Genomic DNA, 20,212 nt, shown 5'->3' with positions numbered 1-20,212 from the left:
TCCGTCCGGGATGCGGCCGCTCTAGGCTCGAGTCATGACCATGCCCCCGCCCCCGTATCCCGCCGCGCCGCAGCCGCTGAACCCGTCCGACGAAAAGATGTGGGCGACCCTCGTCCACGTCGGCGGCATCTTCTTCGGCTTCCTCCCCGCCCTCATCGGCTACATCGTGATGAAGGATCGCGGGCCGTTCGTCCGCGCGCACACCGCGACCGCGCTGAACTTCCAGCTCACGCTGGTGATCGCCGAGATCGTCGGGTGGATCCTCACCATTGTCCTCATCGGTTTCGTGATCCTGGCAGCCGTCTACGTGCTGCGCATCGTGTTCTCGATCATCGCGGCGGTGAAAGCCAACGCGGGCGAGTGGTACACCTACCCGATGAGCATCACGTTCCTCCGATGAGCCGCCGGTAGAATCGACGGATGCCGCCTTCTTCGCGGCATCCGCGATTTCTCGCACTCCCGCACACGACCATTTGGAGCCACCTGTGGCCGAGCAGTCCCGCCTCGACAAAGTCATCGCCCTCGCCCGTCACCGCGGGTTCGTGTTCCAGGCCGGTGAGATCTACGGCGGCTCCCGCTCCGCGTGGGACTACGGCCCCCTGGGGACGGAGCTGAAGGAGAACATCCGTCGGCAGTGGTGGCAGACCTTCGTCCGCGGGCGTGGCGACATGGTGGGTCTCGACTCGTCGGTGATCCTGCCCAAGCGCGTGTGGGAGGCATCCGGACACGTCGCGACCTTCACCGACCCGCTCGTGGAATGCCTGCAGTGTCACAAGCGCTTCCGCGCCGACAACCTCATCGAGGACTTCGAGGCACGCAAGGGGCGTACGGCCGAGAACGGGCTGGCGGACGTGCCGTGCCCGAACTGTGGCACGAAGGGTCAGTACACCGAGCCGAAGGCCTTCTCCGGTCTCGTCAAGTCGTACCTCGGTGTCGTGGACGACGAAAGCGGCCTGCACTTTCTGCGCCCCGAAACGGCGCAGGGCATTTTCGTGAACTTCTCGAACGTTCACACCTCGTCGCGGAAGAAGCCCCCGTTCGGCATCGGCCAGGTCGGCAAGGCATTCCGCAACGAGATCACGCCCGGTAACTTCATCTTCCGCACCCGCGAGTTCGAGCAGATGGAGATTGAGTTCTTCGTCCCGCCCGCCGACGCGCAGGAGTGGTTCGAGCACTGGGTCGCGGCCTGCTGGGACTGGTTCATCGACCTCGGAATCGACCCCGAGAACATGCGTCAGTTCGACGTTCCCGAAGACGACCGCGCGCACTACTCCGCCGGGACGATCGATGTCGAGTACCGCTTCGGCTTCACCGGCAAGGAGTGGGGCGAGCTCATGGGTGTCGCCAACCGCACCGACTACGACCTCACGAGCCACACCGAGGCATCCGGTCAGTCGCTCACCTACTTCGACCAGGCGACGGGCGAGAAGTACACTCCGTTCGTGATCGAGCCGTCGTTCGGTCTCACCCGCTCGATGATGGCCTTCCTCGTCGACAGCTACCGCGAAGAAGAGGTGCCGAACTCCAAGGGCGGCACCGACACCCGCACCGTGCTCGGGCTTGACCCGCGCCTCGCGCCGGTCAAGGTCGCGGTGCTGCCGCTCAGCCGCAACGAACGCCTCTCGCCGCTCGCGCGCGAGGTTGCCGACACGCTGCGCGCGCAGGGCTGGAACGTCGACTTCGACGACGCCGGCGCGATCGGCCGTCGCTACCGCCGCCAGGACGAGATCGGCACGCCGCTGTGCGTCACGATCGACTTCGACTCGCTCGACGACAACGCGGTGACCGTCCGCGACCGCGACACGATGGCCCAAGAGCGCGTGCCGCTCGAGGCTCTTGTCGCGTATCTGTCCGAGCGCCTCCGCGGCGCCTGACCCCGGCATCCGCCATCCCCTTCACCCTTGTCCCACTCTGGCCAGGGGATGTCCCACTTGCGGCGGGGTTTGTCCCAAATGTGGCTGGTTCAGAGCGCCGAAAGCAGCCATAAGTGGGACATGGTCCCCGGGGTGCTGGGGAACCCTGGGGATGTCCCACTTCCGGTGGGGTTTGTCCCAAATGTGGCTGGTTCAGAGCGCCGAAAGCAGCCATAAGTGGGACATGGTCCCCGGGGTGCTGGGGAACCCTGGGGATGTCCCACTTGCAGTGGGGTTTGTCCCAAATGTGGCTGGTTCAGAGCGCCGAAAGCGGCCATAAGTGGGACATGGTCCGGGGGAGGAGCCGCTGAGTCAGCCGGTGACGGTGATCGTCGCGTCCTCGTTGTCGCCGGAGGTCGTCGCCGTGTACGACGCGGTCAGGATGCCGCGCAGCACCTCGAGGTCGACCAGGGTCAGATCCTTCACATACAGGCAGGCGACGCTCGTCGTGTGCGGGCCGAGCTCGGCGAGGGCTGCCGTGTGCGCACCCGCGTCGTCGAGGTAGATCGTGGAGGCAGCCTTCCGTGGCGCGAAGGCGAGGAGCGGCATGTCGCCTTCGTTGCCGGTCGGATACCGGTAGTGACAGCTGCCGAAGCCGATGACGGTGCCCCACAACTCCGGTTCTCGACCGGTGATCTCGCGCATCAGCGCGATGAGCGTGTCGGCATCGCGTCCGCGCGTCGCCGGAGTGACCTGAGCGACGAACGCGGCGACCGAGCCACCCGTGGGCTGCATCTCAGGCGCCCTTCGCGGCGGCCTTCGCCGCGCGCTTGTACTCGCGCACGAGCGTGAGCGACTCGGGCGAGACGATGTCGGCGACCGAGCGGTACGAGCCTTCGTCGCCGTACGCGCCCGCCGCCGCGCGCCACCCATCGCCGGTGAACCCGTACTGCTTGCCCAGCAGGGCGAGGAAGATCTTCGCCTTCTGCTCACCGAACCCGGGCAGGGCCTTCAGCCGCTTCAGGACCGCCGCCCCGTCGGGTGAGCCGCGGGTCCAGAGGGCTGCGGCGTCGCCATCCCAATCATCCAGAAGCGCTTGGCAGAGTGCCTGCACGCGCCCGGCCATCGATCCCGGGTACCGGTGCACGGCCGGAGTCTGCCGGAACACCTCGACGAACGCGTCCGGATCGGCGCCGGCGAGGGTCGCGGCATCCATCGCTCCGGTGCGTTCCTGGATCTTCAGCGGTCCGCTGAACGCCGTCTCCATCGCGATCTGCTGGTCCAGCAGCATGCCCACAAGGAGCGCCAGGGGGTTCTCGGTCAACAGGGCGTCGGCGGCAGCATCGCCGGTGATGTGCAGGCTCATGCACTCAGTCTCGCAGGAGGATCACCAGGCCGATGAGCGGCAACCGCGCGACTACCGCTTCGTGACGGTCACCTCGACGGTGTCGCCGATGTCTTTTCCGAGCGCGGCGCGGACCTTGGCGCTGAGAGACACCATGTGCCCTCCGGTTCCGGTCACCATAGCGCCGACGTTCTCCAGCCGGACATCGTCGACCGCGGCGTCGACTCTGACCGTCTTTCCCGTGCCGAAGAACTCCGCCGATCCGGGGATCTCCACGCAGCTCCACACGGCGCCTTTGACCTCGACACCGATCGTCGTCCGAAAGCTCAGCTCGTCTGCGCCCATGGCGACAGCGTAATCGGTGCTCCTCTCACCCGTCTTCCGGATGGTGGATGGGAAGATGGCGGGATGCCCGGTTCTGAGAGTTTTGTCGCGCACGTGCGCGAGCGCCGCGTCGTCGTGATCGGTGCGGGCGTCGCGGGTCTCGTCGCGGCGTGGGAGTGTGCACGAGTGGGTCTGACCGTCACCGTGGTGGATGCCGCGGACCGCCCGGGTGGGTCGCTGGCTCCGGTCGAGATCGATGGACTCACCCTCGACGGCGCCCACGCCGACCTCTCCCTGGGTGACCCTGATGTCGATGCCGTGTTGCACCTCCTCGGGTGCGACGCCACCGTCCTGGTCCCCGGCGACCGGAACGCGCTCGCCGGCGGTGGACCGCTGCCCGGGGACGGGCAGCTCGGGATCCCGGTGAACCCCTGGGCGCCGGAGGTGCGACGCGTCATCGGATGGTCCGGCACGTGGCGGGCCTATCTCGACCGTCTTCGCCCGCCGTTGACGATCGGCCGCGAGTCGAGCCTCGGTGCGCTCGTGCGCGGACGCCTGGGAGACCGCGTGGCCGATCGCCTCGTCGCGCCGCTCACCGCTGCGCGCTGGGAGACCGCGCCGGATGATCTCGATGCGGATGCCGTCCTCCCGGGCATCAGCACGGCGCTCACCCGGACGGGGTCACTGACGGGTGCCGTCGCGCAGCTTCAGGCGAGCCCCGAGCCCGCGCGGCGGGCGCTTCCCGCCGGCTTCGGTCCGCTCCTCGCGGCGCTCGACACCCATCTGCGAGACCTCGGCGTCGAGGTTCGCACCGGCCAGGAGGTGACGGGGATCACCGCGCGGGATGAGGGATGGCGCGTCGCGATGGATGACGCCGACATCCACGCGGATGCCGTCATCATCGCGACCGATGCCGCAGACGCCGGTCGATTGCTCGAGCCCGTGGTGGGTGAGACGCGTGCGTTCACCGCCGTCGACGAGGTCGACGTCGTCACCCTCGTGGTCGACGCGACGGATGCCGCCCAGGGAGGGTCGGATGTCCTGGTGTTCCCCCGCGGCTCCGAGGTGTACTCGGCGACCGACGTGACCGCCCGCTCACCCCAGGCGGGGCCGGCGCGCCGGGTGGTTCGGGTCGTGCTCGCTGCCTCCGACCGCGACGACGCGGCGATTGCCGCGGTGGCTGCGGCATCCGTCACCGACCTCGTCGGCGCCTCGCCCACGTCGAGCCGCATCAGGGGTGTCGCCCGGTCACGTCGGGTCGCCGCAGGCACGGGTCGCCGGGTCGCCGACCCCGCGCGACGTGAGGCGACACGGGCAATGCTCCACGCGCACGAGGGTCTGTACATTGTCGGCGGGTGGGTCGCCGGAGGGGACGTGGCCGACGAGATCGGCGATGCCGTGCGCACCGCCGAGCGAGTGCGACACGGCCTGCTCTGGGGTCAGGAACCGGCCCTCGATACCCCGTAACGGGGCCCGGCGCAAGAGGATGCCCGAATCGGCATGCAGCGTTACGCTAAAGACCCATCACCACACCGCCACCAGCGTGAGGAGACCCCATGAGGGGCAAAATCGGTATCGTCGTCGGGCTCGCCGCGGGCTACGTGCTCGGGTCGCGCGCCGGACGTGAGCGCTACGACCAGATCAAGGCCGAATTCCTGAAGGTCTGGAACACCGATCCCGTGCAGAAGCAGGTGTCCAAGGCGAAGGATCTCGGCAAGACGGCCGCTCTGGCACTGCCGAGCGCCGTGTGGGATGGCGCCGTGAAGGTGACCAAAGCCGCCACGCGCTCCGGCACACCCGGGCAGAAGCTCGACAGCGCACTCAAGGCGGGGAAGGCCTCGGCCGATGACGTCGCCCGGGGTGCCGAGGTCACCGCCGACGAGGTCAAGAAGGCGGCCGACAAGGCGGTCAGCGATCTCAAGAAGTCCGCGGACCGCTGATGGCCAGTCCCCGCGGCTTCCGCGATCGCGCGGATCAGAGCCTGTTGACTCTGATCGGCGAGGTGCCCGAGCTGGTGCGCAATCTCGTGGTCGCCGAGGTCGACTCGGCGAAGGCGTGGGTGAAGAACACCGGCAAGGACGTCGGGATGGGGGGCGTATGGTTCCTCGTCGCCCTGTTCTTCCTGTTCTGGTCGTTGCCCGCACTGGCGGCGTTCGCCATCATCGGGCTGTCGTCGTGGATGCCGGCCTGGCTCGCCAGCCTGATCGTCCTGATCGTCGGGCTGCTCGGCGCCACGGTGTTCGCGCTGATGGGTCTGATGCGGATCAAGAAGCTGTCCCGCTCGCAGAATCCCGCGCAGGCATTGAAGGTCGACGCACGCATTGTGAAGGAAGTGGCCGATGAGTTCTGAGCTGTCCATCCCGAGGACCGCGGTCGCGTTGGGGATCACCGACCCCGTCGAACTCGCACGCGCCGAGCTGAAAGCCACGCTTGCCGCGATCGAAGTGAAGGCCAACGTGCCCAAGCGGCTTTCCGTCGTTGCCGATCGCCGGGTGGCCGAGGCGCGCCGTTTCACGAATCAGAATCCGACGGCGGCAACCGCCGCCGTCGCCGGTGTCGCCGCCGCTGTCGGCTTCATCGTCTGGGGCATCGTACGTCTCTACACCCGCTGACCCGATCACAGGCGCGTGGCCGGCGCCGCGCGGGTATGCTCTTGTGCGAGGCAGTGGCAACGGTGCGCACTCTGCCGGCTTTGCCGACCCGATGCGCAGCATCTGGGACCCGACACGGTCGGGACGCGCGGCTGCGTGTGTTCCGACCTGAGCACCACGAGAGTCGAGCATGAATTCTGACGCGCGGGCCGCAGCGGCCGTCAAGCCCCTCAAGGGCTGGCGCGTCCTCGTGCCTCGCGGCGGTCCGTGGGGCGACTCGGTCGCGGCGACGCTCCGCGGCCAGGGGGCTACTCCGGTCATCGCGCCGCTCATCAACTTCGCTCCGTCGACCGACCAGGAAACTCTCGAGACGGCGCTGGCAGATCTCGCCGCCGGTGCGTTCGACTGGGTCACGCTCACGAGCGCGACCACGGTGGATGTGTTGTACGCCTATCGCGCGGTGATTCCGGCCTCGACCCGTGTCGCCGCCGTCGGTGAGACGACCGCTACGGCGCTGTCGGCCGTCGGATACCGCGTGGACCTCGTACCTGACGAGGACAACTCGGCGGCCGGTATGGCCGCGCAGATGATCGCACTCGAGCCGGAACCGCGCCGCATCCTCACTCTTCGCAGCGAGGTTGCGAAGCCCGTGTTGACGCGCGAACTCTCGCACGCCGGGCACGACGTGCGCAGCGTCGTCGCCTACCGGACGGTCGGGGTGCCCGTGACCGAGCGCATCGCGCACGATGTCGCCACCGGTCGCATCAACGCGATCCTCGTGACGAGCGGGTCCGTCGCCGAGCAGGTCCGTCTGCAGTTTCCCGCCATTCCGGACAGCACGGTCGTCGCCGCGATCGGTCCGCGCACCGCGAAGGATGCCCGTCGCGCCGGTCTCGGCGTCACCGCCGTCGCGCGGGAACAGACGGTCGACGGACTCATCGCGGCGGTCTCGACCTTCCCGCTTCCGCACGCGTCGGACGAGTTCGCCGTCTGAGACCGGATTGTTGCCGGTGGGGGAGTGTTCGCAGCGGGCGACGCTGGCAGACTGATCCCATGGTGACCCTGCTGCTGGACTCGACGCAGCTCGATATCGTGCTGTCGTCCGCCGAGCGTGCTCTCTCGAGGCGCAAGAGCGATCTGCGCATCGACCGCAGCCACATCCAGAAGGTGCAACTCGTCGACGACGCGTGGACGTGGCTCCGCGGCGTGCCGAGCCCGGGCACGTTCGTGCGCGGTGTGCTCGCGATGGGCACGTGGAAGAGCGCGGGCGGGTCCGATTTCGTCGTCGTGCGCCGTCGGCATCCCGCCGTCGTGATCGACCTCGAGGCTGACCCGGAGTTCGAGCGCATCGTGCTGACGACCCGCAACGGCCTCGCGCTCGTGCAGGCGCTGCGGCTGGAAACCGATGACCATCCGCAGGAGGTCACCGAGATCGTGACCTCGTCGCTCCCCGTCATCGGCGGCACGCACGCACCCGCTCCGCGCCCGCGTCCCGCGCTCGCGTGACGCCGCGCGCCCGGTGGGCGCGGGTAACGTTGCCGGAGTGAGTGAACCGGCATCCGTCCCTGAGGACCCGTCGACCGTCCGCCTCCACCGCGAGGGGAGCGTCGGGCGGATCACCCTGGATCGCCCGCGTGCGATCAACGCGCTCGACCTCGGAATGATCCACGCGATCGCGGCGGCACTGGATGGCTGGGAGCACGACGTCGACATCGCTCTCGTCCTGGTGGACGGTGCGGGCGAGCGGGGTCTGTGCGCCGGCGGTGACGTGCGGGGTCTGTACGAGCAGATCGTCTCCGGCCGTGCCGACCTGACGGGTGGCTTCTTCCGTGCGGAGTACGCGTTGAACGCGCGCATCGCGGAGTATCCGAAGCCGATCGTCGCGTACGCGGACGGCATCACGATGGGTGGGGGCATCGGCCTGGCCGGCCATGCGGCCGTGCGCGTCGTCACCGAGCGCTCGAAGCTCGCGATGCCCGAGACCCGCATCGGGTTCACGCCGGACGTCGGGGGAAGCTGGCTGCTCGGGCGCGCGCCGGGTCGGGTGGGCGAGTACCTGGCGCTGACGGGCGGGACGATGGATGCCGCCGACACGATCTATGCCGGCTTCGCCGATCACCTTGTGCGTTCGGAGCACCTGGACGATCTGCGCGACGCGTTCGTCACGCGGGCGGACCCCGAGACCCCGACCGAGCTGGTCCTGCTCTTCGACGAGACGGCACCGGCATCCGCCCTCGAAGCAGCCCGTCCGTGGATCGATGCGGCGTTCTCCGCGGACACCGTGCCCGAGATCCTCGAGCGCCTGCGCGCGCGGCCCGAGGCGGACGCCGCCACGACGGCTGACCTGCTGGAGGGTCTCTCGCCCACGGCTCTGACCGTGACGCTGGATGCGGTGCGCTCCGCGCGGACGCTTCCGAGTCTGCGGGCCGCGCTCGAGCAGGAGTATGGACTCGTGCTGTGGTTCGCCCTGACGCAGCCGGACCTGCCCGAGGGGATTCGTGCCCAGCTCGTCGACAAGGATCGCTCGCCCCGGTGGCAGCCGGCGACCCTCGCCGACCTGCCCGCCGATCTGGGTGCGCGCGCGCTGGCGTTCGAACCCGAGACCGCGCTCTGGTCCTGATGTTCGACAGCCCTCTTTCCGCCTCGGCATACGAGGTGCTCGCCGTGGCCCCAGACGCGAGCGATGACGATCTTCGCCGCGCCTATCGACTGCGTTTGCGGCAGACGCATCCCGACACCGGCGGAGACGCGGCCCTCTTCGTCCAGGTGCAGCGCGCGTGGGACCTCGTCGGGACGGCCGACGCCCGCGCCGTCTACGACCGGGGCCACGGATTCTCTGCCGAACCGGTCTCGTTCGCGCCCGAATCGGCGACGTGGCGTCCGCCCGGACGGCCCGTCGACACGCGCCCCCGCGCGCGCTCGTTCGGTCAGCCCGGCGGTTGGCGGCGCGAGCGGTATCTCACGCTCATGCGCGAGTGGGTCGGCCGTGGAGTCGCTCTGGAGGATGCGTACGATCCGGCGCTCGTGCGCACCGCCCCGCGCGAACTGCGGCGGATGCTGGCCGACGCGCTCGCCGAAGAGGCGACGGCGCGCATCGTCGGGGACCTCGGGATGGGTTTCACCGTCTGGCATGATGTCGCCGCCGACCCGCACGATCCCGAAGCGAAACTCGACCATGTCGTCCTCGGACCGAGTGGGCTGTACGCGCTGCTGTCGGAGGACTTCGGCGGGCCGGTGCGGACGCGGCGGGGTGAGCTCATCGGGGAGGGTGTCGTCGGGGCACCGGTCGCGCAGCTTGTCGCGCGCGCCCGTGCACTCGCGCGCGCGGCCCGCGTGAAGTTCGGTGGGGTCATCGTCGTCTTGCCCGATGATGATGTGATCCTGGCGATCGAGGAACTCGGAAAGGTGCGGGGTCTGCCGGTCGCCGTCGTTGCGCGATCGGCCTTGTCGACGGTGCTGCGTCGCGGACTCTCGGGGGCTCGCGACATCGGCGGCAACGAGCTGTTCGACGTGCGTACGCGTCTGCAGCAGACCATCCGCTTCGTCTGAGCGGGGGTGGCTAGGGTGAAGCCATGGAACCGGCATCCTGGGCTTTCCTGATCCTGGCGCTCGCGATCGTCGGTTTCGTCAGCGGGAAGATCCCCCTCGCTGTCGTGTCGATCGGTGTCGCGCTGGCGCTCTGGGCGACCGGAGTCCTGACGTTGCCGGCGGCGTTGGCCGGCTTCGGCGACCCCACGGTGCTGTTCATCGCGTCCTTGTTCGTCGTGAGTGAAGCCTTGGATGCCACCGGCGTCACCGCGTGGATCGGGAACCAGGTGATCACCCGGGCCGGGCGCGGCCGCTCACGGTTGACGATGATCATCGGGCTCATGGCCGCCGTCATCGCCGCCTTCATCTCGATCAACGGCGCTGTCGCGGCGCTGCTTCCGGTCGTCGTGGTCGTCGCGTTGCGAGCGGGGATCGTGCCGTCGAAAATGCTGATCCCGCTCGCTTTCGCCGCGAGCGCGGGGTCGCTGCTGACGCTGACCGGCACGCCCGTCAACATCGTCGTGTCGGAGGCGGCCGCGGCGGCGGGCGGACGCGAGTTCGGGTTCTTCGAGTTCGCGCTCGTCGGCATCCCGCTCGTGCTCTTGACGGTGCTCATCGTGACGTTCGCCGGCAACCGGCTCCTGCCCGATCGGGTCGCGGAGAACCTCGGTGACGGCGTGCCCGACCCCAGCGAGCATGCGGAGGTGCTGCGGCGGAGCTACGACGTCGACCTCGACACCGGTGTGCTCTTCAACGTGCGTGAGGGAGTGGCGGAAGTCCTCGTGGCCCCGCGGTCCTCTCTCATCGGGCGGGTCGCGTGCGCCGGAATGACGACGCGCAACGAGAACCTCGTCATCCTCGCTGTCCGCCGCGGCGAAGACGACGGCCCCAACGCGTCGCGCGGCACCGGCGTCGCCGGCTCGCTCGAACTGCAAGCGGGCGATGCGGTTCTCGTCCAGGGCCCGTGGGCAGCCCTCACGCGCTACACGCAGTCGCCGGATGTCATCGCGGTCACGCCTCCGCACGCGTTGCAGCGCACCGTCCCGCTCGGGCGCGGCGCGCGGCGTGCTCTCGTGATCCTCGCGGTCATGGTGATCCTCTTGGCGACCGGCCTCGTGCCGCCGGTTGTCGCGGGTCTCCTCGCCGCCGGAGCGATCGTGCTGACCGGCGTGCTGTCGATTCCGCAGACGTATCGCTCGATCTCGTGGACGACCGTGATCCTCATCGCCGGGATGGTGCCCCTGTCGGCGGCGTTCATCTCAACCGGTGCGGCAGCGATCGTCGCGGACATCGTGCTCGGGATCATCGGCAGCACGTCACCCCATCTCGCGCTGCTGGTGTTGGGTGTGCTCACCATGGTGCTCGGCCAGTTCATCTCGAACGTCGCGACGGTGCTCGTGGTGACCCCGATCGCCGTCGCGATCTCGCAGGCGATGCAGGTCAGCGTGCAGCCGTTCATGATGGCGCTCACGGTCGCCGGTGCCGCGGCCTTCATGACCCCCATCGCCACCCCGGTGAATCTCATGGTGCTGCAGCCGGGGGGCTACCGATTCGGCGACTACTGGAAGCTCGGTCTGCCGCTCATGCTCGTCTTCCTCGCGGTTGCGGTGGTCTACGTGCCGCTGATCTGGCCGTTCACCCCGTAAGGCCCCAGAGTTCCAGCGGGTGGGTCAGGCGCCACCACGCATCCGGTTCGGGGACGTCGGCGGTCAGGTGCAGGCCGACCGTCTGCGTGCTGAGCGGACCCGTCAGCGTGATGCTTCCGGCCGCGGCATCCGCCTCGCGCGCATCGGCGAGGTCGAGGTCGATCGTCGTGGTCGCCGCCGCGGCGTTCCACAGGATCGCGGAGGCATCGGCATCCGTCACGATCTCGACGCGTGAGCCCCACCGGGTCGTGACGATCCCGGCGACCGTGCCCGCCGGTAGGACCTGCGGCTGGGAGATCTCGGCGATCACCTGATCGAGGAGTCGTGTGGTCTCGCTGTCACGGAGAGCGTCGCTCGGCTGGCCGAGAACGCTCGCCGTGACACGGATCGTCTCGTCACCGGCCGTCGTGACCTTCGCCGCGAGCAGGTTGTAGGCGCCGAACAGGCTGCCGGTCTTCAGCCCGATCACGCCGGGGTCGACCAGGAGGTCGTTCGTGTTGACGACCTCGCCCGCACCGGGCAGGGTCACGCTCTCCGTGCGGACGATCTCAGCGACGACGGGGTTCGCGAGCGCCGTGGCGGCCAGCGCGACGAGACTCGCGGGGGTCGCGGTGTTCGCCTCGTCGATCCCCGTCGGGTCGACCACGGTGATTCCGGCCAGCCCGCGATCGCTCAGCCACTTCGTGGCTGCCCGCGCGAAGACGGCATCCGTCGGCCAGTACGTGCTGGCGAGCCGGTCGGCATAGTTTCCCGCCGAGCCGATGAGGATTCCCTGCATCAGCTGGTACGCGGTGAGTGTGCCTCCCACGGGGACATCGAGGGCCGACTCGTCGTTCGCGAGATAGTCCCAGTACGCCGCGCGGTCGCTGCGCGTGAACGAGAAGGTCGCACCGTCTTCACCGAGAGCGAAGGGCGCTTCCTCGAGTGCCATCAGCACCGTCACGAGCTTGGTGATGCTCGCCATCGGTGCGACGTCGGTCGTGGATGCCGGGACAGAATCGATTCCTCGCACCGCGACGGCCGCCGATCCGGCCTCGGGCCACGCGACCGTGGACACGGGGGCGGCGATGTCGTCGACCGTCGCAGCGGTCACCGCGGGCGGCACCGCGTACAGGGGCCAGAGGAGGGTCGCGCCGGCGTAGGCGCCGGCCATCGCGAACACCGCGAGGATCGGAACGATGACGCCGGCGCGGAAAGGCGACCGGCGCGGTCGCGTCGCCAGTAGATCGGGCGCCGCCCAGCGGTACGGGTGAGTGGTGTCCTGGAGGTTGTCGGGCGCGAAGCGGATGCCGACGGCATCCTCGTCGACCCACCCCAGCGCGACGCGGGAACCGTTCTTCCGCGACATCGCAACGGGACCCGTCTGCTGCTCACGGAGCGCACGCCGCGATGACGGGGGCGCGTCTTCCATGGTCACCCGCTCAAACTACCCGGTTCTCGCTATGATCGTTTTCACAACCACGGGAGTCCGGTGAGCCGGGCTGAGAGGAAGCGATCCACGCTTCGACCGTCGAACCTGATCCGGATCATGCCGGCGCAGGGAGGAGCAGAAAATGCACACTGTCACGTCCCCATCCCCCGTTTCGACTTCTGGCCGCTTCCGTTGGCGCGTTGTCGACATCGTCGTCGCCAGTGTGATCGCCGTCGCCTGCGCCGCCGTCTTCCTGCTCTGGAACGTCGGCTATGAAGGACCCTCGTCGGTGCTGAAGCCGCTTCTGCCGGGAATCCAGGGTTTGCTTGCCGGGCCGTGGCTGATCGCCGGCGTGCTCGGCGGTCTCATCATCCGCAAGCCTGGCGCCGCGATCTACACCGAGACGGTCGCCGCGGTCATCTCCGCACTCGTCGGCAACCAGTGGGGTGGTCCCCTCACGATCGTGTCGGGTCTCGTCCAGGGCCTCGGCGCGGAGATCGTGTTCCTGATCTTCCTCTACGGCGTGTGGCGTCTTCCGGTCGCGATGCTCGCCGGTGCCGGGGCGGGTCTTGCCTGCGGCATCAACGACCGCATCCTCTGGTACCCCGGCACCGACACGCTTTTCACCGTCGTCTACATCACCTCGACCACGATCTCGGGCGCCGTCATCGCCGGCCTCGGTGCGTGGCTCATCACCCGCGCCGTCGCGCGAACGGGTGCGCTCTCGCGTTTCGCCGCCGGACGCGAAGCGGGCGTGCGCGTCTAGCGTGGCGGAGGCTTCTCGCGGGGCGGGGTCTTCTCGCCCCGCCCTGATCGAGGCACGCGGCTGGGGGTGGCGCTACGCGACCCGCCACGCCTGGGCCGCGCGCGACGTGACCCTCCGAATCGAGCCGGGCGAGCGGGTGCTGCTGCTCGGGGCGTCGGGCGCGGGGAAGTCCACGCTCCTGCAGGGTGTCGCCGGTGTCCTCGGGGGCGCCGACGAGGGCGATGCCACCGGCGAGATCCTCATCGACGGATCACCGGCGGCCGCCGCGCGCGGGCGCACGGGGCTGGTGCTCCAGGACCCGGACAGCCAGACGATCCTCGCGCGGGTGGGTGACGACGTCGCCTTCGGCTGCGAGAACCTGGGCGTCCCGCGCGCCGAGATCTGGCCCCGCGTGGGTGCCGCGCTCGCCGCCGTCGGACTCGACGTCCCCCAGGGGCGATCGACGGCCGCGCTGTCCGGTGGGCAGAAGCAGCGGCTCGCGCTCGCCGGCATCGTGGCGATGCGCCCCGGCGCCGTTCTGCTGGATGAGCCGACCGCCAACCTCGATCCGCGCGGGGTCGCCGACGTCGTGGATGCCGTGCGGCGCGTGCTGGATGCCACCGGCGCGACGCTCATCGTGATCGAGCACCGGATCGACGCCTGGTTGCCGCTTGTCGACAGGGTGATCGTGCTCGGAGCGGAGGGCGGAGTGCTCGCCGACGGCACGCCGGATGCCGTCCTCGCAGCACGGGGCGTCGAGCTCGCGGCCGCGGGAGTCTGGGTTCCCGGCATCCGCCCCGTGGCGCCGTCGCTGCCCGCGCACTCGCCGGGTGAGGTTCTGGTTGCGGGGGAGCGGCTCCGCGTCGGACGCGCGCGTGGCGTCGCGGTCGCCGGACCGATCGATGTCGAGGTGCGCGCGGGTGAAGTGCTCGGGATCGTCGGCGCGAACGGCGCCGGCAAGTCGACGTTGGGTCTCACGCTCGCCGGGCTTCTCCCCGCGGTGGGAGGGGCGGTACGCGCGAGCGGGTCGCTCGCCGGGGGAGCGGTCGTGCGTCGCGGTGCCCGCGCGGACGATCCGCTCGCGTGGACGTCGACCGCGCTGCTGACGCGGATCGGGACGGTGTTCCAAGAGCCCGAGCACCAACTGCTGGCAACGACCGTCCGCGGTGAGCTCGAGGTCGGGCCGCGCCGCCTCGGTCTTCCCGAGTCGGAGATCACCGCGCGCACCGACGAGCTGCTCGAGCGGTTGCGGTTGACGGCGGTCGCGGCGGCGAACCCCTACACACTCTCCGGCGGCGAGAAGCGGCGGCTCACCGTGGCGGCGACTCTTGCGACCCGGCCGCGGGTCGTCGTGCTCGATGAGCCGACGTTCGGACAAGATGCCCGCACGTGGCGCGAGCTCGTCGCGATCATCGCCGATCTGCGCGACGGCGTCGACGAGCGCGGCCCCCTCGGGATCGCCGCGATCACCCACGACGAGGCGGTTCTCGATGCCCTGTCGGCCCGGCGATTCTCGCTGGAGCCCGCGCGATGAGTCCTCGTGACGGGCACGGTGTGGTGGCCGGTCTCAACCCGGTCGCGAAGCTCGCGGCATCCCTGCTGATCGCTCTTCCCCTCGTCGTGACGGTCGATGCCGTCTCGGCCGGCGTGGCTCTGCTCCTCGAACTCCCGCTGCTGCTGATGGCGGGCCTGGGGTGGCGACGCTTCTGGGTGCGCACGCTTCCGCTGTGGATCGGTGCGCCCGCGACGGCGGTCACGATCGCGTTGTACGGTGCGACGAGTGGCGCGGTGATGTTCGAGTGGCTGTTCATCCGCGTCAGTGAGGGTTCGCTCGCCCTCGCACTCGCGGCGTTCCTCCGGGTGTTGGCGATCGGGCTGCCCGCCGTCGTCCTGTTCGTGACGGTCGATCCCACGGACCTCGCCGACGGGCTGGCGCAGATCGTTCGGCTGCCGGCACGGTTCGTTCTGGGCGCGCTCGCCGGGATGCGGATGCTCGGTCTCCTCGTGGAGGATTGGCGCGCGCTCGCACTCGCGCGCCGCGCGCGCGGCGTCGCCGACACCGGTCGCATCCGGCGTTCCCTCGGTATGGCCTTCGCGTTGTTCGTGCTGGCGATCCGGCGCGGATCGGCGCTCGCCACAGCGATGGAGGCCCGCGCCTTCGGCGCCCCGAGTCCGCGCACGTGGGCGCGCCCGTCGCGGTTGCACGCCGGAGACGGGCTGCTCATGATCGCCGGACTCGCGATCTCCACGGTCGCCGTGGCTGTCTCAATCGCCGTCGGGACGTTCAACCCCATCTTCGGCCCGGCGTGATCCCGCGGCCGGTCAGGTCGCGTTCCAGAGGTCGCGGTCGTAGGTGAGGCGTTCGTGATCCGGGTCGACGCCGTATGCGGCGATGAGGCCGGGACTCAGTACCGAGGATACTGATACGCGATGTCATCGCGTAGGCTGAGCGGCGAGTTCGAAGGAGAGCACACATGGAGATCGCTGGAGCATCCGCCCTGGTCACGGGTGGCGCGAGCGGACTGGGCCTCGCCACTGCGCGACAGTTGGCTGCGCGCGGAGCGCACGTCGTCATCATCGATCTCCCCTCCTCAGCCGGAGCCGATCGCGGGGAGGAACTCGGCGGGACGTTCGCCCCGGCCGATGTCACTGATCCCGCTCAGGTCGCCGCTGCCGTCGCTGTCGCGGTCGCGCAGGGACCCCTTCGCGTCGTCGTGAATTGCGCGGGAATCGCCCCGCCCGCCAAGGTGCTGGACCGCGACGGCGCGCCGACCGATCTCGCCCATTTCGAGAAGATCGTTCGCGTCAACCTCATCGGCAGCTACAACGTCATCGCTCAGGCCTCGGCGGCGATGGCGCAGACCGAACCCACCGACGGCGGAGACCGCGGCGTGATCGTGAACACAGCATCCGTCGCGGCCTTCGACGGTCAGATCGGCCAGCCCGCCTACGCGGCGAGCAAGGGCGGCGTACACGCGATGACGCTGCCGATTGCGCGGGAGTTGGCTCGATACGGCATCCGTGTCTGCACTGTCGCGCCCGGGATCATGGAGACGCCGATGCTCGCGGGTCTTCCCGAAGCCGCTCAGACGAGCCTCGGCGAACAGGTTCCCTACCCCGCCCGGCTCGGCCGCCCGGACGAATACGCGGCGCTCGTGATGCACATCGTCGACAACGGCTATCTCAACGGCGAGACGATCCGTCTCGACGGCGCCATCCGGATGGCGCCGAAGTGACCGTCGTCGCTGTCACCTCCACTTTCACCCCTACCTCCGCGTTCCGTATTCAGTCTGCGTGCGGGGGCGCCCCGGCCGTGGCCGCGCGAATCCGCCACCGGCACGGGCAACCCACATCGGCCGGACTGAATACGGACCGGGAACAGCTCGACAAGGAGACAGCGGCATGACCGACTCGATCATCTACACGCGTGAGGGTGCGCTCGCGCGTCTGACGTTCAACCGACCCGCGAGCCTCAATGCCATGGGGTTCGAGATGGGTGGCCGCTGGCGTGATCTCGCCCACGAGATCACGTCCGACGAGACCGTCGGCGCCGTGATCCTCGACGCCGCCGGACCGGCCTTCTGCGCCGGCGGTGACGTCGTCGAGATGGCGACGAGCGGCGCGGTCGGGGCAGACGTGACCGCCGCGGCGCACCGCATCCACGACGGGATCCGCACGTTCGTGGAATCGGACAAGCCCCTCGTCGCCGTCGTCCACGGAGCGGTGGCGGGCGGTGGACTCGGTCTGATGCTGACGGCCGACTACATCGTGGCCGCGCCGCGCGCGAAGTTCGTCAGCAGGTACGCCAACATCGGCCTCACTCCGGACCTCGGTGTCTCGACGCTGCTGCCGGCGGCGATCGGGCAGACGCGGGCGCTCCGCCTCCTCCTCCAGGACGAGACGATCGACGCCGCGACCGCTCTCGACTGGGGTCTGATCGCCGAGGTGGCCGACGATCCAGCCGCCCGCGGCGCGGAGATCGCCGCGTTCTGGATCACCCACGCGACGGCCGCGTTCGGCCAGGCCAAGCGCCTGATCCGCGCGGGAGCCCGCCGTTCCTTCGCCGACAATCTCGGCGACGAGGCCCGCTCGATCGGCGCCGCCTTCGACACCCCCGAGTCGCGGGCCCGCGTCGCGGGGTTCGCGGCCGCATCCGCCAAGACCGCACCCAAGGAGACCGCATGAGCACCCTCGCCGGCAAGACGATCCTGATGTCCGGTGGTAGTCGGGGGATCGGGCTCGCGATCGCGCTGCGCGCCGCGCGCGATGGCGCCAATATCGCGTTGATGGCCAAGACCGACACCCCGCATCCGAAACTCGAGGGCACCGTGCACTCGGCCGCCGAGCAGATCCGCGCCGCGGGCGGGCAGGCGCTTCCGATCGTCGGCGATGTCCGCAATGACGACGACATCACCGAGGCGGTCCTGAAGACGCAGGGCGAGTTCGGCGGCATCGACATCGTCGTCAACAACGCGTCGGTGATCGACCTCTCCGGCTCGCTCGACCTCGCCGCGAAGAAGTACGACCTCATGCAGGACGTCAATGTGCGGGGAACCTTCATGCTCAGCCGCGCGGCGCTGCCGATCCTCAAGGATGCCGAGAACCCGCACATCCTGTCGCTCTCGCCGCCGCTGAACACGACGCCGCGCTGGCTGGGCGCCCACACGGCGTACTCGATGGCCAAGTTCGGGATGACGATGGCGACGCTCGGCCTCGCGGCGGAGTTCGCGAAAGACGGAGTCGCGGCCAATACGCTCTGGCCCGAGACGACGATCGCGACCGCCGCCGTGCAGTTCGCGCTCGGCGGCGACCGGATGATGAAGGTCAGCCGTACGCCCGACGTCTACGCCGATGCGGCCTATGCGGTCATGCTGCAGCCGGCGCGCGAGTACACGGGACAGACGCTGATCGTCGAGGACGTGCTGCGCGCCGCCGGGGTCACCGACTTCTCCGGGTACGCCGCGGTGCCGGGCACACCCGACAGCGCGCTGTTCCCCGACATCTTCCTCTAAACGACGACAGGACGGTCAGACGAGGCCGAGGGCGACGAAAGCGTTCCAGACGCCGTCGTCGAGCACATCGGTCGTGACGTGATCCGCCCGCGCCTGAAGCTCGGGGTCGGCGTTGCCCATCGCGACCGCGGTCTCGACGACCTCGAACATCTCGACGTCGTTCCAGCTGTCGCCGATGCCGACGGTCCCCTCGACGCCCCGGTCGAGCAGCTCGAGCACCTCGAGGATCGCCGAGCCCTTGTTGACGCCGCGCACGGCGACCTCGCCGTTGGATCCGCCGGGCAGCGGAATCGACCCCGGGATCACGTGGAAGCGCTCGCCGAGTTCCGTCTCGACGTGGGCGAGCGTGTCGGACTTCATGCTGATGAACGTGCTTTTGACCACGGCATCGAAGTCGAGGCCCTCGATCGGACGGTAGCTCAGCGCCGGCAACGGGTCTTCGTCGACGTCGAGGCCCAGGCGGCGGAGGTCCTCATCGTGGCGGTCGCGCCGCTGCTGGAAGAACTCATCCGCGAACGCACCGACACCTTCGCTCGCGTACACGGCCTCGTTCGTCTGCAAGAAGTAGTGGATGCCGTGCTCCTCGAAGTAGCCGACCATCCGGTCGACGTCCTCTCGCGGCATGTGGTGCGATACAACGAGGTCGTCCCCGCGCGTCGCGAAAGCCCCACCGTTCGTGATCGCGCCGTCGAAACCGATCGCGCGTACCGAGGGGTGGAGATCGCCGGCCGACCGTCCGGTGCAGAGGTACACGAGGTGCCCGTTCGTACGCGCTGTGCGGATCGCGGTCACGGTCGAGGGGGCGATGACGGACCCGTGTTCGAGGATCGTCCCGTCGACGTCGATGAACACGGTACGGGAGGCGGGAGTCGATGAGGTCACTGCCCCATTCTCTCGCGCCTAGATGAACGGATGCTCCGGGTCAGTGCTCGGGGCCGGTCACGAGCAGGATCGCACCGAGTCCGATCATCATGCCGCCGCCCGTTGCGGTCAGTGTCTCGATGCGACGCGGTGACCGGGCGAACCACGCCCGAGCGCCGGCGGCCATGAACACCCAGATCGAATCGGACACCAAAGCGATCATCGCGAAGACGAGGCCGAGTTCGAGCATCTGCAGCGAGACCGAGCCCGTCTGCAGATCGACGAACTGCGGGAGCACCGCGACGAAGAAGGCGAGCGTCTTCGGATTGGTGATCCCGACGACGAATCCCTGCCAGAGCTGACGGGCGGGGGATGCCGGCAGTGCGGTCGAGGTGACGTCGGCGGCGGCATCGCGCCGGTGACGGATCGCCTGAACGCCCAAGTACATGAGGTACAGCGCCCCGGCGATCTTCAGCACGGTGAACAGTGCGAGCGACTGTGCGATGATCGCGCCGACCCCGGCCGCGACCAGCGCGACGATCGGGATGAGCGCGAGGGTGACCCCGGCGACGCTGAGCAATCCGCCCCGGCGACCGAGGGTGAGCGTCCGGCCGACCGAGAACAGCACCGCGGGTCCAGGGATCATGATGAGCACGATCGCGGCAGCGATGAAGGCCAAAAGGTTGTCGAGAGGGACCACGGGCCCAGCGTAACGACGGATTCCCGCGGAAAGACGCGGGAAAATCGGGAAAGGTAACAATTCCGCGCAAACACTGTCATGGTGACGTTCCCAGTGCTACCGTGTTACCGATAACAAGCGGAGACGTGCTCGACGAGGAGCCTTTGGATGCACAGCAGCATCCGTGATTCTCGAAGCCGCACTTCCCTCCGTACAG

At 69.2% G+C, this 20,212-nt stretch carries 23 protein-coding genes and 1 riboswitch; of the genes, 17 read left to right on the top strand and 6 right to left on the bottom strand.

The window, feature by feature from the left end:
• Positions 1–34: 34 nt before the first annotated feature.
• Together N4R40_RS09150 and N4R40_RS09145 are read left to right on the top strand one after the other, a co-directional pair.
• Positions 35–400 carry a DUF4870 domain-containing protein gene (locus tag N4R40_RS09150; RefSeq protein WP_261607057.1) on the top strand — a complete coding sequence of 122 codons (366 nt, stop codon included), beginning with the start codon at positions 35–37 and terminating at the stop codon, positions 398–400.
• A gap of 85 nt (positions 401–485) precedes the next feature.
• Positions 486–1,874 carry a glycine--tRNA ligase gene (locus N4R40_RS09145; RefSeq protein ID WP_261607056.1) on the top strand — a complete coding sequence of 463 codons (1,389 nt, stop codon included), beginning with the start codon at positions 486–488 and terminating at the stop codon, positions 1,872–1,874.
• Positions 1,875–2,225: 351 nt separating this feature from the next.
• Here the strand turns inward: N4R40_RS09145 and N4R40_RS09140 are convergent, their stop codons facing one another.
• From N4R40_RS09140 to N4R40_RS09130, 3 genes are read right to left on the bottom strand one after another with little or no spacing between them, the layout of a single operon-like run.
• Entirely contained in the window at positions 2,226–2,648 is a 423-nt protein-coding gene (locus N4R40_RS09140) for a DUF1801 domain-containing protein (RefSeq protein WP_261607055.1), read from the bottom strand.
• A gap of 1 nt (position 2,649) precedes the next feature.
• A complete protein-coding gene (locus N4R40_RS09135; protein WP_261607054.1) occupies positions 2,650–3,219 on the bottom strand; it encodes an HhH-GPD-type base excision DNA repair protein in 570 nt (189 codons plus the stop codon).
• Between the two features lie 51 nt (positions 3,220–3,270).
• On the bottom strand, positions 3,271–3,543 hold the full coding sequence (locus N4R40_RS09130; RefSeq protein WP_261607053.1) for a DUF1905 domain-containing protein: 273 nt from the start codon (positions 3,541–3,543) through the stop codon (positions 3,271–3,273).
• Between the two features lie 63 nt (positions 3,544–3,606).
• Here N4R40_RS09130 and N4R40_RS09125 point away from each other — a divergent pair, with 63 nt between their 5' ends.
• The 9 genes from N4R40_RS09125 (at position 3,607) to N4R40_RS09085 (ending at position 11,287) form a co-directional block, all read left to right on the top strand.
• Positions 3,607–4,989: a protoporphyrinogen/coproporphyrinogen oxidase gene (locus tag N4R40_RS09125; protein WP_261607052.1), complete on the top strand. Its 1,383-nt coding sequence runs from the start codon at positions 3,607–3,609 to the stop codon at positions 4,987–4,989.
• A gap of 89 nt (positions 4,990–5,078) precedes the next feature.
• Positions 5,079–5,462 carry a hypothetical protein gene (locus N4R40_RS09120; protein ID WP_261607051.1) on the top strand — a complete coding sequence of 128 codons (384 nt, stop codon included), beginning with the start codon at positions 5,079–5,081 and terminating at the stop codon, positions 5,460–5,462.
• Positions 5,462–5,872, top strand: a complete 411-nt coding sequence (locus N4R40_RS09115) for a phage holin family protein (RefSeq protein WP_261607050.1) — start codon at positions 5,462–5,464, stop codon at positions 5,870–5,872. Before N4R40_RS09120 ends, N4R40_RS09115 begins: the two co-directional genes overlap by 1 nt.
• Complete coding sequence (locus tag N4R40_RS09110; RefSeq protein WP_261607049.1) at positions 5,862–6,134, top strand: hypothetical protein; 273 nt, start codon at positions 5,862–5,864, stop codon at positions 6,132–6,134. Before N4R40_RS09115 ends, N4R40_RS09110 begins: the two co-directional genes overlap by 11 nt.
• Before the next feature lie 169 nt (positions 6,135–6,303).
• On the top strand, positions 6,304–7,107 hold the full coding sequence (locus N4R40_RS09105) for a uroporphyrinogen-III synthase (RefSeq protein WP_261607048.1): 804 nt from the start codon (positions 6,304–6,306) through the stop codon (positions 7,105–7,107).
• Between the two features lie 59 nt (positions 7,108–7,166).
• Positions 7,167–7,619 (top strand): hypothetical protein, encoded by a 453-nt coding sequence (locus tag N4R40_RS09100; RefSeq protein ID WP_261607047.1) that lies wholly within the window; start codon positions 7,167–7,169, stop codon positions 7,617–7,619.
• 37 nt (positions 7,620–7,656) lie between these two features.
• Positions 7,657–8,733 (top strand): enoyl-CoA hydratase/isomerase family protein, encoded by a 1,077-nt coding sequence (locus N4R40_RS09095; protein WP_261607046.1) that lies wholly within the window; start codon positions 7,657–7,659, stop codon positions 8,731–8,733.
• Positions 8,733–9,662, top strand: coding sequence for a DnaJ domain-containing protein (locus N4R40_RS09090; protein WP_261607045.1), 930 nt, complete (start codon positions 8,733–8,735; stop codon positions 9,660–9,662). The genes N4R40_RS09095 and N4R40_RS09090 overlap by 1 nt, the downstream gene beginning before the upstream one ends.
• Positions 9,663–9,685: 23 nt before the next feature.
• Entirely contained in the window at positions 9,686–11,287 is a 1,602-nt protein-coding gene (locus N4R40_RS09085; protein ID WP_261607044.1) for an SLC13 family permease, read from the top strand.
• Here the strand turns inward: N4R40_RS09085 and N4R40_RS09080 are convergent.
• Positions 11,277–12,698, bottom strand: a complete 1,422-nt coding sequence (locus tag N4R40_RS09080) for a D-alanyl-D-alanine carboxypeptidase family protein (protein ID WP_261607123.1) — start codon at positions 12,696–12,698, stop codon at positions 11,277–11,279. The two genes, N4R40_RS09085 and N4R40_RS09080, sit on opposite strands and share 11 nt — an antisense overlap.
• A 39-nt stretch (positions 12,699–12,737) precedes the next feature.
• Positions 12,738–12,847: riboswitch (TPP riboswitch) on the top strand.
• Between N4R40_RS09080 and N4R40_RS09075 the strand changes: the two genes are divergently transcribed.
• The 6 genes from N4R40_RS09075 (at position 12,841) to N4R40_RS09050 (ending at position 18,455) form a co-directional block, all read left to right on the top strand.
• On the top strand, positions 12,841–13,464 hold the full coding sequence (locus N4R40_RS09075) for an ECF transporter S component (RefSeq protein WP_261607043.1): 624 nt from the start codon (positions 12,841–12,843) through the stop codon (positions 13,462–13,464). It overlaps the preceding riboswitch by 7 nt.
• A gap of 1 nt (position 13,465) precedes the next feature.
• Positions 13,466–14,977, top strand: a complete 1,512-nt coding sequence (locus N4R40_RS09070) for an ABC transporter ATP-binding protein (RefSeq protein WP_261607042.1) — start codon at positions 13,466–13,468, stop codon at positions 14,975–14,977.
• Positions 14,974–15,753 carry an energy-coupling factor transporter transmembrane component T family protein gene (locus tag N4R40_RS09065; RefSeq protein ID WP_261607041.1) on the top strand — a complete coding sequence of 260 codons (780 nt, stop codon included), beginning with the start codon at positions 14,974–14,976 and terminating at the stop codon, positions 15,751–15,753. Before N4R40_RS09070 ends, N4R40_RS09065 begins: the two co-directional genes overlap by 4 nt.
• Before the next feature lie 164 nt (positions 15,754–15,917).
• Positions 15,918–16,679 (top strand): SDR family NAD(P)-dependent oxidoreductase, encoded by a 762-nt coding sequence (locus N4R40_RS09060; protein ID WP_261607040.1) that lies wholly within the window; start codon positions 15,918–15,920, stop codon positions 16,677–16,679.
• Between the two features lie 166 nt (positions 16,680–16,845).
• Positions 16,846–17,628, top strand: a complete 783-nt coding sequence (locus N4R40_RS09055) for an enoyl-CoA hydratase/isomerase family protein (protein ID WP_261607039.1) — start codon at positions 16,846–16,848, stop codon at positions 17,626–17,628.
• The gene (locus tag N4R40_RS09050; protein ID WP_261607038.1) at positions 17,625–18,455 is read left to right on the top strand and encodes an SDR family oxidoreductase; all 831 of its coding nucleotides are present in this window, start codon (positions 17,625–17,627) and stop codon (positions 18,453–18,455) included. The genes N4R40_RS09055 and N4R40_RS09050 overlap by 4 nt, the downstream gene beginning before the upstream one ends.
• A 15-nt stretch (positions 18,456–18,470) precedes the next feature.
• On the opposite strand, the gene N4R40_RS09045 is transcribed toward N4R40_RS09050, so the two are convergent.
• Positions 18,471–19,337: a Cof-type HAD-IIB family hydrolase gene (locus N4R40_RS09045; protein ID WP_261607037.1), complete on the bottom strand. Its 867-nt coding sequence runs from the start codon at positions 19,335–19,337 to the stop codon at positions 18,471–18,473.
• 40 nt (positions 19,338–19,377) lie between these two features.
• Positions 19,378–20,016 (bottom strand): LysE family translocator, encoded by a 639-nt coding sequence (locus N4R40_RS09040; protein WP_261607036.1) that lies wholly within the window; start codon positions 20,014–20,016, stop codon positions 19,378–19,380.
• Positions 20,017–20,212: the final 196 nt, after the last annotated feature.

The sequence above is a fragment of the Microbacterium memoriense genome, from assembly GCF_025398275.1.
Classification (GTDB): Bacteria; Actinomycetota; Actinomycetes; order Actinomycetales; family Microbacteriaceae; genus Microbacterium; species Microbacterium memoriense.
This window is presented reverse-complemented; position numbering and strand designations above follow the sequence as displayed.